Here is a 16,194-nt window from a genome sequence, read left to right on the forward strand (position 1 = left end):
TATAAACCTATTGTGTATTTTTACCATTAAACTGAGAATAAAATAATTCATAATATCTGCCCTTATTGGTCATAAGGGATTCGTGAGTTCCCATTTCAACAATTTCTCCGTTATACAATACTATAATTTTTGAATAGCTGTTCAGAATAATTCTATGAGTTGAAATAACGATTGTGCGTATTTTTTTCAGTTTTTCTATCGTTAGATAAAATTGTTTTTCTCCTTCGTAATCCAAAGAACTTGTAGGCTCGTCAAAAATAATAATATCGGAATTGCTTACTAAAGCCCGGGCTATTACGATACGCTGTCTTTGCCCGAAAGATAAATTGCTCCCAAGTTCCCCGACTGGGGCATCATATTGTTTTGGAAATTTCATTATGAAATCATGAGCGTTGGCAAGCTTTGCGGCTTTTTCAACTTCTTCGAAAGAAGGTTTTTTCCTCCTCCCCAGTGCCCCCAAAGCAATATTTTCTCCTATTGTTCTGTCAAATAGAGGAGTTTCTTGCTGAACATATGAAATATTACTTCTCCATGAAAAAAGGCTTGTATCATAAAAATTTTGTCCTTTCATAAAAATATTTCCCGATTGAGGCACCAATACCCCAAGGATTATTTTTATAAGGGTGGTCTTCCCTGAACCCGAATCTCCTACAATTGTAAGCAAATCATTTCTCATTATTTTTAGATTAATATCCTTTAGTATAAACTGACTTCTTGAAAATTTATAGTTAACATCTTTCAATTCAACCATAACATTATTAGTATAATCAATATTATCCTCTGTAATACCTTCTCTTTCTGCCCTATCGTCTTCTTGCTCCAAATCGATGACTTCAAAAATTCTTTCTGCCGATACGCTTACAGAGACTAAATAATTCCAAAATTCGCCAATCATTTTCAGCATATTGCTGACAAGGCTTTGTATTGGAATTGCAATCATCACATCGGGAAAATAAACATATTTTTTTTGAGATAAATAAAGTCCTATCAAAATATATCCCACTATGGAAATCATCTCAAATAAACTGCTGAAGAAAATAGCCAATTGATTTTTTGTTTCTGCTTTTAAACCTATTTTTGCTGCTGAAATACATTGTGAATTCAGATCCCAAATCATTTTTTCTTCTGAACCGTAAGTTTTTATTGTTGCTATGCCTTTAATTATATCCGTAAATTTTTGGGTTGTATTTGAATGTACTTTCATTGCATCGGTTTGCAGGTTTTGTATACTGCCTGAAAAAAATGATGAAACAGCAGCGGAGCACAGGCCAATGATCAGTGAAAATATTACCAGTCTGAAATCAATTAAAAAAATTGTAATCAAACCCAATACACCTGTTATTAAGGGTTCAATAATTTTAAGCCCAAGACCCTGAAAATAAAAATCCCCCAGTATATCACCGCAATCCTTAATTATTCTTGATAATAAATCCCCTGTAGATATGTTATTTAATTTATTTTCATCTTTACCGATCCATTTCTGTATTATTTTTTCTTGTAATTTGCTGACAAGGCTTATGCTTCCCCAGGCGTTTAATCTATATCCGAATATATTTGGAATTCTTAATAAAATCAAGGCAATAATAATTTGTATGATAAATTTCCAAGTGGAAATTCCTCTATAAACATTGTCGGTTACGGTACGCATAAGTACTCCGTTTAACAAAACCGTAACATACCATGGTATTGCCGTAATAACAGCTCCCAAGACGGATATTCCAAAGGTCTTTAAATCAAAAGTACATAATCTTTTTATTAATTTATATACTCTTTTCTTAGAATATTTTTCAGCCAAATCTATTCCTCCAAATATTGATTGTAATACAATTTTTTATATATTTTATTCTTCTTAAGAAGTTCCTCATGATTTCCTTGTCCTACAATTCTGCCTTCATATAGAACCAGTATCCTGTCAACACCTGTAATTGAAGATAATCTGTGGGATATAATAACTATTGTCGAAAAAATATCTTTCTTTAATAAATTACCGATAAATTTCTTTTCGATTTTGGAATCCATCATGCTGGTAGATTCATCAAGGAGCATCAATTTAGGTTTTCTTAATAAGGCCCTTGCCAGCAATATTCGTTGACGCTGGCCTCCCGATATATTTGAGCCGTTTTCATCTAAAAGGGTATTTAACCCATGGGGAAGCTTTTCAATCATTCCTTGTAAACCGGCCTTATCTATGGCTTCGGATATTTCATCGGAAGATGCTTCGGGTTTTGACAAAACAATATTTTTTAGGATGCTTCCGGGAAAAATATAAGAATCCTGACCGACATAACTTATAAAAGTTCTTAACCGGGAAACATTACAATGTTTAATGTCAACACCGCAGATCTTTATACTTCCTTCGTAGGAATTATATAATCCTTCCGACAGTTTAAATATTGTGCTTTTACCTGATCCGCTTGTACCTACAATCGCAACTTTTTCTCCTTCTTTTATTTCAATGGTAATATCTTTTAAAACAAATTGATTGTTTTCATTCCCATTTTCAGGGTATTTAAAAGAAACGCTTTCAAAAGAAAGAGCCGGTAATTTCGAACTAAAATCAATAAGTCTGCTTCCGCTCTTCTCCTTTTCTACATCCCACAAAGGAAACAACCTTTTGCTGTACGCTATCAATCCTGGCAAATTAGCGAATACGGAATTTAAGCCCCGCAGTTCTTCCGAACCGAGGATTGAAAGGGAAAACACTGTAATGAATTTATCTACGGCAATATAATTATTAATTACAAGGGAAGATCCCATACCAGCTACCAATAAAGAAGGCAACTGAACGGCAACAGTTGAAGGGCTGAAAAATATGGGCAAAGACACCATTGCCTTTGTAAATCTTTCTATGCAAACTTCAAAAATATCTTTCATCCATTTCAAAGCGACATTATTCAGCTGATATGATTTTATGGCAACAACATTGCCGACAATATCATTGATTTGTGCATCCCTCCTGCCGTAAGATTCTCTATATAGGGACAGTGGTTCTTCACTATGTTTATGAGCATTTATCTGGAAAAATAAAATTGCAGGGATTGGTACGAGAAAAACCAATGCTATTCTAAGATTGGTAAATAACATTACAATTACGACTCCGGAAATAACGACAATCCTCCTCATTATGTCCGGTAAAAATACCGATATAACCTGTGCCGCCCTCTCAGTATCGCTGCTAAATTTTCCGATGAGTTCACCTGTTTTCTGGCGATGAATCCGGCAGTAATCACCATATATATAATTTTGTGCTATAAGCAGTTTGTAATTTACAACAGATTGTTCTTTTATGTATGAAGAGAGGATTTTATTTAATAAATTTATAAGGGCGCTTACAGACATACCTGCCGCAATATAAACAATACCTTTGAATAATAGATTTTTATGAAAATCCACAGCATTGTCAATCACTATACCTAACCCATAAGAATAGATATAACCTGAGAAAAATAATATAATATACAAAAATATTAATATTACCATCCATTTTAACATCTTCGAAGCTTTAACCAACCGCTTTATGGATTTTACCGCTTCAAGAAAAACACCTTTATTACTCATCATAAACTCCTATTCATGTTTTCAAAAATTTCATCCGGTCTTGTCCAAAATCAAAAGGTAAATTTATTGATATGTCTATTATAATATAAATATGATAATTTTTTAATACAAAATTTACATTTTCATATCTTTTGCCAAACTAAACAATATCTCCAGAATAACTTTCTCTTAATCTTTGCACCGGGGATATATTTGAGAGCAGAAAAGACAAATCTCCTTTTCAGCAGCCTATATCCAGTGCTGTATTTACATTATAGGGAATAAATTTAATTAAATATAATTATTTCTTGAAATCATTCCTATGGCTCTTTTTTCTTAATTTCATCTAACATATTCTTTTCTTCTTCCGTCAACTCCTTTTTTAATAATAAATCTTTTCTCTTTTTATATGTGATTTTTAACGATTCATATTTTCTCCACTTATTTATTTTTTCGTGATCTCCCGAGAGAAGTATTTCCGGAACTTCCAATTCCTTAAATTCCCGAGGCCTTGTATACTGTGGGTATTCCAACAAACCGTTAAAATGAGATTCATCTTCAAAGGACTCGGAAGAACTTAATGCTCCGGGAAGAAGTCTTGTAACAGAATCTATTACAACCATAGCGGGAATTTCCCCTCCCGTAAGAACATAGTCTCCTATGGATATTTCCATATCTATATAATTTTCCACTATCCTGTTGTCTATGCCTTCATAATGTCCGCATAAGAGTATCAGGTGATCTTCTTCAGATAAGGAATTGGCAATCTTTTGATTATAAAGTTCTCCCTTGGGAGAAAGATATATTACCTTTGAGTTCCCATCTCTTACACTTTCGATGGCTTCGTATATAGGTTCAACCTGCATAATCATCCCCGGCCCTCCTCCAAAGGAATAATCATCAACTCTTTTGTGCTTATCCGTTGAAAAATCTCTTATATTTATGCAATTTAATTGAATGATGCCTTTCTCCGCAGCCCTTCCGATTATGCTCCAATCATTAAATCTTTCAAATAATTCTGGAAATAACGTCAAAACATCGATTTTCATTCTATCATTCCCTCCATAGGCTTAATAATGATCCTTTTATTCTTAATATCTACAGCCTTTACCACATCCTTTATGGCGGGAATTAAATATTCCTTATCCGAATCTTTATCTTTGACTACATAAACATCATTACTGCTTAGTTGAAGAACATCCTTCACTTTTCCTATTATATTTTGAAAATTGTCATATACGTCACAGCCGATTATTTCATATATAAAATAATGGCCCTCGGGAAGTTCCACTCTATTCTTTTCATCTATATAAATATACTCATCTTTATATTTGATTACATCATTAATATTATCATACTCTTTAAATTTTAATATAGGTATTCCCTTTTTATATGATACGGATGATATGTGAAGTTTAAGTTTTGCCTCGCCTACATAGATTTCCTTTAATTCTTCAAATCTTTCCACATAATCTGTCAAAGGGTATACTCTTACCTCCCCTTTTATCCCATGGGTATTGATTATTTTCCCAATCTGTATCCATTCCATATTCTCACCACCTCAAAGGTATAAAAGGGATTAGATTTTATCTAACCCCTTTATTGTATGATTTCAACTACTACTCTCTTGTTTTCTTTAATTGCGGCAGCCTTGACAACCGTTCTTATTGCTTTTGCTATTCTGCCCTGCTTTCCTATTACTTTCCCCATATCTTCCGGAGCTACTTTCAATTCAATAATTACCGATTGAGTTCCCTCAATTTCGTTTACTTCAACTTCCTCAGGATTATCAACAAGAGCCTTTGCTATCATTTCTACCAATTCACCCACTTAATTCACCTCCCGGGAATTATTCTTCACTGCCTTCATTCTTCTTTTCTTCTTCTTTTTCTTCTTGAGATCTGGAATATAATCCGCTTTCTTTAAAAAGTTTGTTTACAGTTTCCGTTGGTTTTGCGCCGGTACTCATCCATTTTAAAGCCTTTTCATCGTTTACTTTCACAGTCTTAGGATTTGTTAACGGATTATAATAACCGATTTCTTCTATAAATCTTCCGTCCCTGGAAAAACGAGAATCAGCCACAACAATTCTATAGAAAGGATTCTTTTTAGCTCCAGTTCTTCTTAATCTTATCTTAACTGACATTTTTTCACCTCCTTTTAATGTACTGCTCATTTATCACATAAATGGAAATCTTCTCTTTTTCATTCCTCCGCCTTTTTTAAACATCTTCCCCATATCCGTAAATCTCTTCATCATCTTCTTTGTTTCCTTAAATTGCTTCAAAAGTTTATTTACTTCCTGAATATTAGTACCGCTTCCCACGGATATTCTCTTTTTTCTGCTGCTATCAATAATCGACGGATCTTGCCTCTCCTTTTTAGTCATTGACTGTATAATTGCTTTTATTTTGACTAATTCTTTTTCATTCACATCTACATTCTTTAACGCCTTTGAATTAAGTCCCGGTATCATTCCCACAATCTGATCAAGAGGTCCTAAATTTTTCATCTGATCCAACTGATCCAGAAAATCATCCAAAGTAAATTGCTGAGTTCTGAGTTTTTCTTCAAGTTCCATTGCCTTTTGTGCATCTATGGCAGATTGAGCTTTTTCAATTAAAGTCAATACATCGCCCATTCCCAATATTCTTGAAGCCATTCTGTCAGGATGAAAAGGTTCCAAATCCTCCAATTTTTCACCCATGGCAACAAATTTAATAGGTTTATTTGTTACGGCTCTTATGGAAAGAGCAGCTCCGCCTCTTGCATCCCCATCGAGTTTTGTAAGTATTACTCCCGTAATTCCAAGTTTCTCATCAAAAGTTTCAGCTACATTTACTGCATCCTGACCGGTCATGGAATCAACAACCAGCAATACCTCCTCAGGGTTTAAAACATTTTTTATATTTTCAAGCTCAGCCATCAGATCTTCATCAATATGAAGCCTTCCTGCCGTATCAATAATAATAACATCGTTGCCGTTTTTCTTTCCATGCTCTAAAGCAGCCTTGGCAATATCAACAGGATTTATTTTATCTCCCATGGAAAATACGGGGACCTGCGCTTTCTCTCCTACTACCTCCAATTGCTTGATGGCAGCCGGTCTGTATATATCACAGGCAACCAGCAAAGGACGTCTATTCTGTTTTTTAAAAGACATACTCAACTTTGCCGCAGTTGTAGTTTTCCCTGCACCCTGAAGTCCGCACATAAGTATTATAGTAGGAGGTGATGACGAAAAATTAATTTTACTTTCTCTCTCACCCATCAGTTTAGTAAGTTCATCATTTACAATTTTAACTACCTGCTGTCCGGGAGTTAAACTATTCATCACTTCCGAGCCGACAGCTCTCTCCTTCACATCATTTATGAAATTTTTTACAACCTTAAAGTTTACATCTGCTTCAAGAAGGGCCAACTTTACTTCTCGCATAGCTAAATCCACATCTTTTTCATTAAGCTTTCCCTTACCTTTAAGCTTACTCAAAGCATTTTGTAATTTTTCGGACAAACTTTCAAATGCCATTGTCTACCCTCCTATCCTTCTTCTATTATCTCTTGGGAAATTTTTTGGATATACTGCAATTTACTATTAATCTCACTCAATTTCTTTTTCTCCATCAACATCATAATATCATTGGTAAGATTCAGTATAATTTTGACTTTCTCGTTAGTGTCCTTAAATTTCTTAACCAACCCTAATTTATCTTCATATTGAACAAGACGATTTTCTGCTCTTTTTAAAATATCATAAACTCCCTGGCGGCTTATATTTATCTCTTCTCCGATTTCAGCTAAAGAAAAATCGTTTATATAATATAAATCTATAACTCTGTATTGTTTTTCACTTAAAAGCTTTCCGTAAAAATCAAACAATATTCCCATTTCAACCAATTTTTCCATAATAATCATCACCATAAAATAATTACTGTCAAGTTATAAACTTGACAGTAATTATTTTAATATATAATTTCTTCTTTGTCAACATACCGAGCAAAAAATTATATTTATCGCTAAGATTTAGATCAACTAATGCATTGAGGAAAAACCTAACATGAACAAAAAAATTTTATCCATTTAGTGAGACATCAATCTGACTTTTCCATATAAGATTTTCACAATATAACATATCAAAACTATAGCCGTTACTTCACAAACCGATAGGAGCTGTGTCGTTAAATTCCCGATAGGAGCTGAAAAAACAGCCGAAAGTATATAACTTATAAGAACAGCAAAAAGTAAATAAACAGAATTAACTATTAAAAATTGCTTTATCTCAGTTGAATCAAATTTCTTCATTATAAGCCTTAACAAACAAAATAAGCTGACAAATAAAATCAAATATACTACAGCATTATTAATTTTCTGTATATTCTCCCTCATTGCAAATTCCATCGGATAAGTTTCTTTAATTGTGAAAAGCGAATCGGTTCCTAAGGAAGAAAATAAATTCCCCAATTTAAAACTGTATGTTTCCAAAACTATATATGCTAAGTTAAGTAAAGAGATAATCAGTAAATAAAATTTGAAAAACTTATTGATTTTTAAACCAAAAAATCGGCATTCCATAAATAACCCCTCCTTTGTTTCCCTATAACAATAATACCATGAATTTCAAAAAAATTCATGGTATTATTATAAATATTTTTATAACGAATAGGAAAGTTCTCTCTTATAAGTATTGATTAAAAAGAACTTTCCGTAAATGAGTTTCAAGAAAAGCTTCCTTATAATTCTTCGATAAAAGCTTTTCTTATATTAATCAAAAATAGCATCAACAAAATCATCGGTATTAAATTTTTGAAGATCCTCGATTCCCTCTCCTACTCCTATAAGCTTAACGGGCACATTTAATTCTGTTTGGAGGGCAATAACCACTCCTCCTTTTGCCGTTCCGTCCAATTTTGTCAATACTATTCCCGAAATATTACATACTTCCTGAAATTCTTTGGCTTGAATTAACGCATTTTGTCCGGTCGTTGCATCCACCACTAAGAGTACTTCTCTTCTGGCATCTCCGTATTCTCTTTCAACAACTCTGAATATTTTATTCAGCTCATTCATAAGGTTTTTCTTATTATGAAGTCTTCCTGCCGTGTCACATATCAGTACATCTGTTTTTCTTGCTTTGGCTGCTTGGATTCCGTCGAATATTACTGCTGCCGGGTCTGAATTTTCCTGATGGGCAATCATGTCGACTCCGGCTCTTTTGCTCCATTCCCCCAATTGTTCAATTGCCGCCGCCCTAAAGGTATCTCCCGCCGCTATAAGTACCCTTTTGCCTTCTTCTCTCAAATTATACGCAAGTTTTCCAACGGTTGTTGTCTTTCCCACACCATTTACCCCTACAACTAAAACAATTGCCGGAGAAGGTTCGATATTTAATTCCCTGTCTTCTTCTTTTTCATTTAATATATCCTTTATTTCATTTTTAAGCAATTCTTTTACTTCGATAGCTTCCGTCACCTTATTTTCCTTTACCTTTGTTTTCAGCCTTTCGATAATATCCATAGTTGTATTAATCCCTACATCGCTTGTCACCATAACCTCTTCCAGTTCGTCAAAAAGGCCGTTGTCAATCTTGCCGTAAGATTTCAATATACTGTCAATTTTTTCAGCCATTCCTTTTCTGGTTTTCTGTAACCCTTCTTTCAGCTTCGACAAAAATCCTTCTTTATTTTCATCGGTATCTTTTTCTTTTCCCTCTATATCTTCTTCATTGCTTTTCTTTTTGAAAATATTAAACATTCTTCTTCCTCCTTAGCTTGCAATTTCAGAGTATTTATCTTTTAATTTGATGGATACCATCTTAGTTACCCCTTCCTCTTCCATAGTAGCACCATGAAGCACATCGGCAATTTCCATAGTATTCTTTCTGTGAGTAATTATTATAAACTGAGTATCCTGAGAAATCTTCTTTAAGTATTTAGTATATCTATAAATATTTCCTTCATCTAAAGCAGCATCTATTTCATCTAAAATACAAAAAGGAGTCGGCTTCGTTTTCAGTATGGAAAACAAAAGGGCCACTGCTGTAAGGGATTTTTCTCCTCCTGAAAGCAAAGTCAGACTTTGAAGCTTCTTCCCAGGGGGTTGAGATATTATCTCTATACCGCTGGTAAGAACTTTTTCAGGTTCTTCCAAATAGATATCCGCTTTTCCTCCTCCGAATAACTCAACAAAAACTTCATTAAAGTTTTTTCTGATCAAATTAAAACTATGGACAAACTGCTCTCTCATTTTCTCTTCCATCTCTTTAATTACATTGATCAAATCCTCTTTTGCGGCAACTAAATCTTTTCTCTGATCTTTAATAAAGTCCAATCTTTCCTTTACCTTCTTATATTCTTCCACAGAGCTTAGATTAACTGTTCCGAGATTTTTTATACATTCCTTTATATCCTTAGCTCTATCATAATACTTTTTCTCATCATCTATATCAATTTTATAATCCAGCCCTTCTTCATAGGTCAGTTCGTACTCTTCCATGAGCTTTCCGTAACAATTTTCAACCTGTACGGAATACTTGGCCTCCTTAATATTGATATTATTTAAATTTTTCTCTAACTTGCTTATATTATCCTTTATTATATTCAGGCTTTCATCCTTTAAGTTTAAAGAACATGTAAGTTCTTTTTTCTTTTCTTTTTCCTTTTCAAGTTCCTCTTCGGAATTTTGAAGATCATATTTACATGCATCTATCTTTTCAGACAAAGCTTTCTTTTTATCAACCAACTGAAATAAATCATCTTTTAGTTTTTCGATTTCCTCTTTTTTAGTATTAACGACCAATAGAGAATTCCCTATTTTTTCTTTGATATTATTTATTTTTTCTTTAATTGAATTGAGATTACTTTCTTTCAGGCTCTTCTCTATCTTCATTTGAGTTACCTTGTCGTTTAATTCATCTCTTGTTTTTTTCCTTATTTCAAAATTCTCCATCTCTTCCTTCATATTTTCTCTCAATATTGTATTGCCCTCTTCTGCTTCTTTCAGTTGATCCTTAAGATTCAGACTTTCCTTTTTCATGTCTGTTTTTTCCGCATTTAAACTTTCTTTTTCCTTTAAATACTTATCCTCTCCGTTTTTTAATCTCTCAATGTCCTGAACAATATTGTCCTCTTCATTTTTCATTTGAATAATTTCAATATTCATCGTCTTGATCTTTTCATTTAAATCCTCTAAGTCCGCTTCTTCTTTGTCATTTAGAGATTTCAGCTTCCATATATTGTTCTCTAAAGATTTCTTTTCTTCTTTAAGAACATCAATATCCTTAACCAATTCATCTAATTTCATTTTCCTCACTAATATATTGGTAGGAGCATTGGAAACACTCCCTCCTGTTATGGAACCTCCCGGATTTAAAATATTCCCGTCCAAGGTAACAATCTTAAAAGAGTTTTTATATTTCTTGCTTATGGCTATTCCCCAATCAATGTTTTCCACTATCAAAGTTCTGCCCATAAGATATTCAAAGATATTCATATATCTTTTATCAAAATCAATTAAATCAGCGGCAACTCCTACAATTCCCTTTTCATTGCTGTCGTGAGAACTGATTTTTAGTTTATTTCCTCTTATGGCAGTACAGGGAAGAAAAGTAGCTCTTCCCAACCTGTTTCTTTTCAAATAATCGATTAATTTTTTGGCTGTCTCCTCTTTATCAACGACTATATTCTGTAAATTTGAACCTAAAGCCATCTCTATAGCCTTTTCAAATTTTTTGTCAACCTTAATAAGATTGGCAACTACTCCTATTACTCCCTTACTCAAGAAATTATCTTTATCTATGGCTTTAAGTATACCTCTTACGCTTTTATAAAAACCCTCATATTCTTCTTCCATATTTTTCAGAAGTTGAAAGTTGGATATCTTCCCATTCAGGTTTTCTTTCAATTCATTGAATTTTAAAGATATATTCTCTATGTCTGATTTAAGCTTTTTTTGACGTCTCAACCTGTTTTCCGCTTCTTCTTTATATCTGTTAAATTCCTTTTCCCTATCGACTATACTTTTCTTAATTCCATTCAGCAACAGCATTTTTTCGCTTTTTTCTTTTCTCATCTCTTCTGTTTCACTATCTATCTGACATATTCTTTTATTTATATTTTCTTCAAAAGCGTTTAAATTAATAATCTTATTTTTTATATCCGTCACAGAGTTAAGTTTCTCAAAGATATTATCCTTCCGGTTTTGTATGTCACTATCCTTTAACGAAATTTCATTATTGATACTGTCTAATTCATCAACATTTATTGCCAATTTCTTATTTAATTTTATTAATTCCTCATCCGCAATCTTTAAAGAGCCCTCTTGTCCTTTTTCTTCAGCAACCAGTTCTTCTCTCTCTTTATTTAAATTCGTAATCTCTCCTTCAATTCTTTCCTTTTCTTTATTTAAGTACCTTTCTTTTTCATTAATTAACGACAACTCATTTTGATATTTTTCAGCGGAACTTTGAATTTCATAGTTCTTATTTCTTATATTTTCAATTGATCCTTCCTTTTCTTCCAATTTGGATTTTATATTCAGGTATTCTTTTTGCAAGTACTCCTTTTCCTCAACGCTTTTTTTGATCTGGTCTTCTATACTCTTCTTATCCTTTTCAAGATTTAGAAGATTAGAATTTAAATTATCAATCTCCCTCAAGAATAAATTAACCTGGATTTCCTTCAATTCCTGAGACAATTTTAAATATTCCTTAGCGGTCTCCGATTGTTCCTTCAAAGGACCTATCTGACTTTCCAATTCCGTTATAATATCGTTTATTCTAAGTATATTTTCTTCCGTCTTGTCCAACTTTTTCTCTGATTCTTCTTTTCGCGTTTTGAATTTAACAATCCCCGATGCTTCTTCAAATATATTTCTTCTGTCCTCTGGTTTTGTACTGAGGATCTCATCGACTCTCCCTTGCCCGATAATGGAATAGCCTTCCTTACCCACTCCCGTATCCATAAAAAGCTCTCTTATATCCTTAAGCCTGCAAGAATTTTTATTTATATAATATTCACTTTCTCCCGATCTGAACATCCTTCTTGTAACGGCAACTTCAGAATATTCTATAGGTATCTTTAAATCTTTATTATCGAAAACAATTGTAACTTCGGCATATCCGACAGCTCTGCGTTTTTCGGTCCCGGAAAATATTACATCTTCCATCTTGTTTCCCCGTAAATTTTTAACGCTTTGTTCTCCCAAAACCCATCTCACTGCATCGGCTATATTACTCTTTCCGCTTCCGTTTGGACCGACTATTCCCGTTATACCGTCCTTAAATTCAATTTCCGTTTTATCTGCAAAGGATTTAAACCCGTGCATTTCCAATTTTTTAAGATGCAAATACAACACCTCGCCATTTTTATTAAAAGGTTTCCCGAAACATCAGAAACCCTTTAATTTCTCATCTAAACAATATCTCTAAAATAATTTTTCAAAATATCCTTTTTATCTATTATATCATAATGATCTTCTATATGAACAATGATGATTTGGGAATCAATATCCTTTTTATATACCTTTATATTACTAAAATCATATAATTCTTTTAAATATTTAATATTCGACGATTTCTGCCCTGCCATAGGAGATATATTTCTTTCCTTCGTTTCTATAGTAATAATTTTATTCTTAATATCCTCTTTCTGAAAATTTTTAAAGTATTCCTCCAAAAAATCTCTGTAAAGCCTTGATTCGACTAATTGTCTGAAGGCAGGATGAAATGGCCCTGCCACCACATCTTTCCCTGTTGTCATGTTCTCAGTAGGCTGAAGTCCTATTCTTATAACATCGATATTATTGCGTTCAAAGAGTACTAAAAGCTTTGACGAAATATCTATTGCTTCCTCTAAGGAAAGGGGAACGTACTCGCCCTTTTCATATAAATCCTTCAAATAAGTGTCTTTAATTACAAGAGTAGGATATATTCTTACACAGAAGGGATTCATCTTGATGATCTCTCTTCCCGTAAGGAGAGATTTTTCCATATTGTCTCCCGGAAGGCCTATCATCATCTGAAGGCCCAATTTAAATCCATAAGATTTTATGAGGTCTGAAGCACGATATACGTCTTCCTTATTATGCCCTCTTCCGCTTAAAATAAGAACTTCGTCATCTAATGACTGGACTCCCAGCTCTATTATATCCACATGATATTTTTTTAATATATCCAACCTAAGTTTGTCTATATAATCAGGTCGTGTAGAAAGGCGAATTCTATCTACCGCACCCTCTTTCTTATATTTAAAAGCTACGTTTAATAATCTTTCCTGAAGATTCAGATCAATACCGGTAAAACTCCCTCCGTAAAATGCTATTTCCACATCTTTTCTGCGGGAAGGTATTGTGGAAAGATGTTCCTCTATTATATGTTGAGCTTTATTTTCATCCATTTCATCAGTTTTACCCGTAATCCTTCTTTGATTACAAAATACACAATTATGCGGACAGCCCAAATGAGGAACAAAAATAGGAATTATATAATAATCTTTACTCATTTTTAACACCCATTCCGTTAAGAGCTTCTTTTGCAGCCATTTGTTCAGCTTCTTTTTTATTTTTTCCCAATCCTCTTCCCAATATTTTATTATCAACAACTACATCTACATAAAATACCTTATCATGATCCGGGCCTTCCTCTTTTTCAATAGTATATTCTATCTTTGAGCCGAATTTCTTTTGAAATATCTCCTGAAATTTTGTCTTATAATCAAAAAATAAATCCTTTTCCTCTTCCAGAGAAATAACATTCTTTTTAAAGATATTTATAAAAAATTCCTTAGCTTTCTCTAATCCTCCGTCTAAATATATCCCTCCGAGCAAAGCTTCAAAAGCATCTGCCAAGACGGAATCTCTTTCCCTTCCTCCCGTAGTTTCTTCTCCTTTCCCCAAAACGAGATATTCTCCAAGGTTTATCTGCCTCGATATAAATGCTAAGGACGATTCGCATACTATGGCGGCTCTGAGTTTGGTAAGTTCACCTTCGGGATAATAAGGGTACTTTTTATATATGTAGTCACTGACAATTATGTTTAATACCGAATCTCCTAAGAATTCCAACCTTTCATTATGTTCATAATACTTTCCCTTATGTTCATTTGCATAAGAGCTGTGAGTTAAAGCATTAATTAAAATATCGATATTATTAAATTTAAAATTGATTTTCTCTTCAAAAATACTTAATTTGTCTTTAAATGAACAACTGTATTTCATAACTATACCCCCGAAACATCTTCAAATATTAAAAGATTAGGTCTCGATATCCTCAAGACCCATTTTTTATCAATATTACTCTAAATCAGTCGTTTTTTGAATATACTCCACTGCATCTCCGACGGTTTTTATTTTATCAACCTCATCGTCATCAACTTCCAGATCAAATTCATCCTCTATGGCCATTATAAGTTCCACTAAATCCAATGAATCTGCATTTAAATCATCTTGAAAAGAAGAATCCATAGTTATGTTTTCTTCATCAATATCAAATTGTTCTGAAATAATCTTTTTTAATTTCTCAAGCACCATAAAAATACCTCCAAAATAATAATATTTTAAAACATATATATTATATATATTTTTTATATCTATGACAAACTTATTATTAAAATTTCAAAAAATTTTTAAGTATTACTCACTAATAGATATATTATCCTCTATTATTTTTATAATATCCTTTTCTGCAAAATTTTTAGTCTGCTTAATAGCATTTTTTACAGCAATTTCGTCAGAGCTTCCATGAGCTTTTATAACAGGTTTACTAATCCCAAGAAGAGGAGCTCCGCCGTACTCCCTGTAATCCATCTTAGATTTAAATGCCTTAAAACTTGACTTTAATAATAAAGCTCCTATTTTTCGAGAAAAAGACTTCATAAATTCATCCTTAAGAATATCAAAAATAGTAAACGCCAAGCCTTCCGTCAGCTTAAGTATGATATTTCCCACGAATCCGTCACAAACTATTACATCCGCCTTGCCTCTCGGTATATCCCTTGCTTCAACATTTCCTATAAAATTAATATTAGAGTTTTCAAGGAGCTCATAAGCCTCTTTTACAAGAAGATTTCCTTTCTCTTTTTCGACCCCTATATTGGCTAATCCAACTTTTGGCGAAGAAACTTCGAATAGTTTCTCATAATATATGGAACCCATCAATCCAAACTGTTTTAAATAGTCAGGTTTACAGTCTGCATTAGCTCCGGCATCCAGTAAGAGTGCCATTCCATTTTCGGTTGGAAAGGGGGATGCTATGGCAGCTCTTTCAATTCCCTTTATTCTCTTTGTAATAAGTGTTCCTCCTGTTATCAATGCTCCTGTATTCCCCGTAGAAATAAATCCCTGATATTTTTCATCCTTCAAAAGATTAAGGGCTATAATCATGGAAGAATTTTTCTTTCTGCGGATTGCCATTGCAGCCTCATCTTCATTATTTATAACTTCTTCGGCATGAATTATACTTATCCTATCTCCCGTATAATTATTTTCAGAAAGTTCTTTTTTAATTATGCTTTCGTCCCCTACAAGGGTTATATCTACATTCAGTTCCTTTAAAGCAAGTATACTTCCTTTAACCACTACTTTTGGGCCCTTATCTCCTCCCATTGCATCTACAAGAATATTCATCTTTCCCCTCCTCTTCACAATTTTAAGATTCATAAAATT

General features: G+C 33.2%; 15 protein-coding genes. All 15 read right to left on the reverse strand.

Annotated elements, in window-relative coordinates; translation table 11 throughout:
- Positions 1-7: 7 nt before the first annotated feature.
- Positions 8-1,795 (reverse strand): ABC transporter ATP-binding protein, encoded by a 1,788-nt coding sequence (locus PP176A_RS02105; RefSeq protein WP_071138788.1) that lies wholly within the window; start codon positions 1,793-1,795, stop codon positions 8-10.
- A gap of 2 nt (positions 1,796-1,797) precedes the next feature.
- Positions 1,798-3,558 carry an ABC transporter ATP-binding protein gene (locus PP176A_RS02110; protein ID WP_071138789.1) on the reverse strand — a complete coding sequence of 587 codons (1,761 nt, stop codon included), beginning with the start codon at positions 3,556-3,558 and terminating at the stop codon, positions 1,798-1,800.
- A gap of 299 nt (positions 3,559-3,857) precedes the next feature.
- The gene (gene trmD, locus PP176A_RS02115) at positions 3,858-4,586 is read right to left on the reverse strand and encodes a tRNA (guanosine(37)-N1)-methyltransferase TrmD (protein ID WP_071138790.1); all 729 of its coding nucleotides are present in this window, start codon (positions 4,584-4,586) and stop codon (positions 3,858-3,860) included.
- Entirely contained in the window at positions 4,583-5,086 is a 504-nt protein-coding gene (rimM, locus tag PP176A_RS02120) for a ribosome maturation factor RimM (protein WP_071138791.1), read from the reverse strand. The genes trmD and rimM overlap by 4 nt, the downstream gene beginning before the upstream one ends.
- A 50-nt stretch (positions 5,087-5,136) precedes the next feature.
- Positions 5,137-5,367 (reverse strand): KH domain-containing protein, encoded by a 231-nt coding sequence (locus tag PP176A_RS02125; protein WP_071138792.1) that lies wholly within the window; start codon positions 5,365-5,367, stop codon positions 5,137-5,139.
- A 19-nt stretch (positions 5,368-5,386) separates the two neighbouring features.
- A complete protein-coding gene (gene rpsP / locus PP176A_RS02130; protein WP_071138793.1) occupies positions 5,387-5,683 on the reverse strand; it encodes a 30S ribosomal protein S16 in 297 nt (98 codons plus the stop codon).
- 33 nt (positions 5,684-5,716) lie between these two features.
- The gene (ffh, locus tag PP176A_RS02135; RefSeq protein WP_071138794.1) at positions 5,717-7,066 is read right to left on the reverse strand and encodes a signal recognition particle protein; all 1,350 of its coding nucleotides are present in this window, start codon (positions 7,064-7,066) and stop codon (positions 5,717-5,719) included.
- 11 nt (positions 7,067-7,077) lie between these two features.
- Complete coding sequence (locus PP176A_RS02140; RefSeq protein ID WP_071138795.1) at positions 7,078-7,443, reverse strand: putative DNA-binding protein; 366 nt, start codon at positions 7,441-7,443, stop codon at positions 7,078-7,080.
- Between the two features lie 174 nt (positions 7,444-7,617).
- Positions 7,618-8,109 carry a hypothetical protein gene (locus tag PP176A_RS02145; protein ID WP_071138796.1) on the reverse strand — a complete coding sequence of 164 codons (492 nt, stop codon included), beginning with the start codon at positions 8,107-8,109 and terminating at the stop codon, positions 7,618-7,620.
- 189 nt (positions 8,110-8,298) lie between these two features.
- Positions 8,299-9,288, reverse strand: coding sequence for a signal recognition particle-docking protein FtsY (gene ftsY / locus PP176A_RS16005; protein WP_143037627.1), 990 nt, complete (start codon positions 9,286-9,288; stop codon positions 8,299-8,301).
- 12 nt (positions 9,289-9,300) lie between these two features.
- Positions 9,301-12,879 carry a chromosome segregation protein SMC gene (gene smc, locus PP176A_RS02155; protein ID WP_071138797.1) on the reverse strand — a complete coding sequence of 1,193 codons (3,579 nt, stop codon included), beginning with the start codon at positions 12,877-12,879 and terminating at the stop codon, positions 9,301-9,303.
- A gap of 65 nt (positions 12,880-12,944) precedes the next feature.
- Complete coding sequence (locus tag PP176A_RS02160; protein ID WP_071138798.1) at positions 12,945-14,033, reverse strand: elongator complex protein 3; 1,089 nt, start codon at positions 14,031-14,033, stop codon at positions 12,945-12,947.
- Positions 14,026-14,748, reverse strand: a complete 723-nt coding sequence (rnc, locus tag PP176A_RS02165; protein WP_071138799.1) for a ribonuclease III — start codon at positions 14,746-14,748, stop codon at positions 14,026-14,028. The genes PP176A_RS02160 and rnc overlap by 8 nt, the downstream gene beginning before the upstream one ends.
- Positions 14,749-14,823: 75 nt before the next feature.
- Positions 14,824-15,060 carry an acyl carrier protein gene (acpP, locus tag PP176A_RS02170; RefSeq protein ID WP_071138800.1) on the reverse strand — a complete coding sequence of 79 codons (237 nt, stop codon included), beginning with the start codon at positions 15,058-15,060 and terminating at the stop codon, positions 14,824-14,826.
- Positions 15,061-15,162: 102 nt separating this feature from the next.
- On the reverse strand, positions 15,163-16,155 hold the full coding sequence (gene plsX / locus PP176A_RS02175; protein WP_071138801.1) for a phosphate acyltransferase PlsX: 993 nt from the start codon (positions 16,153-16,155) through the stop codon (positions 15,163-15,165).
- Positions 16,156-16,194: the final 39 nt, after the last annotated feature.

It is taken from the genome of Sporanaerobacter sp. PP17-6a (assembly GCF_900095615.1).
In the GTDB taxonomy this organism is placed as follows: Bacteria; Bacillota; Clostridia; order Tissierellales; family Acidilutibacteraceae; genus Acidilutibacter; species Acidilutibacter cellobiosedens.

What these genes read in the sequence shown, in the direction of transcription:
- PP176A_RS02110 (WP_071138789.1), bottom strand. Translation starts at nt 3,558, where the DNA reads ATGAGTAATAAAGGTGTTTTTCTTGAAGCGGTAAAATCCATAAAGCGG.
- trmD (WP_071138790.1), bottom strand. Translation starts at nt 4,586, where the DNA reads ATGAAAATCGATGTTTTGACGTTATTTCCAGAATTATTTGAAAGATTT.
- rimM (WP_071138791.1), bottom strand. Translation starts at nt 5,086, where the DNA reads ATGGAATGGATACAGATTGGGAAAATAATCAATACCCATGGGATAAAA.
- rpsP (WP_071138793.1), bottom strand. Translation starts at nt 5,683, where the DNA reads ATGTCAGTTAAGATAAGATTAAGAAGAACTGGAGCTAAAAAGAATCCT.
- ffh (WP_071138794.1), bottom strand. Translation starts at nt 7,066, where the DNA reads ATGGCATTTGAAAGTTTGTCCGAAAAATTACAAAATGCTTTGAGTAAG.
- PP176A_RS02140 (WP_071138795.1), bottom strand. Translation starts at nt 7,443, where the DNA reads ATGGAAAAATTGGTTGAAATGGGAATATTGTTTGATTTTTACGGAAAG.
- PP176A_RS02145 (WP_071138796.1), bottom strand. Translation starts at nt 8,109, where the DNA reads ATGGAATGCCGATTTTTTGGTTTAAAAATCAATAAGTTTTTCAAATTT.
- ftsY (WP_143037627.1), bottom strand. Translation starts at nt 9,288, where the DNA reads ATGTTTAATATTTTCAAAAAGAAAAGCAATGAAGAAGATATAGAGGGA.
- PP176A_RS02160 (WP_071138798.1), bottom strand. Translation starts at nt 14,033, where the DNA reads ATGAGTAAAGATTATTATATAATTCCTATTTTTGTTCCTCATTTGGGC.
- rnc (WP_071138799.1), bottom strand. Translation starts at nt 14,748, where the DNA reads ATGAAATACAGTTGTTCATTTAAAGACAAATTAAGTATTTTTGAAGAG.
- acpP (WP_071138800.1), bottom strand. Translation starts at nt 15,060, where the DNA reads ATGGTGCTTGAGAAATTAAAAAAGATTATTTCAGAACAATTTGATATT.
- plsX (WP_071138801.1), bottom strand. Translation starts at nt 16,155, where the DNA reads ATGAATATTCTTGTAGATGCAATGGGAGGAGATAAGGGCCCAAAAGTA.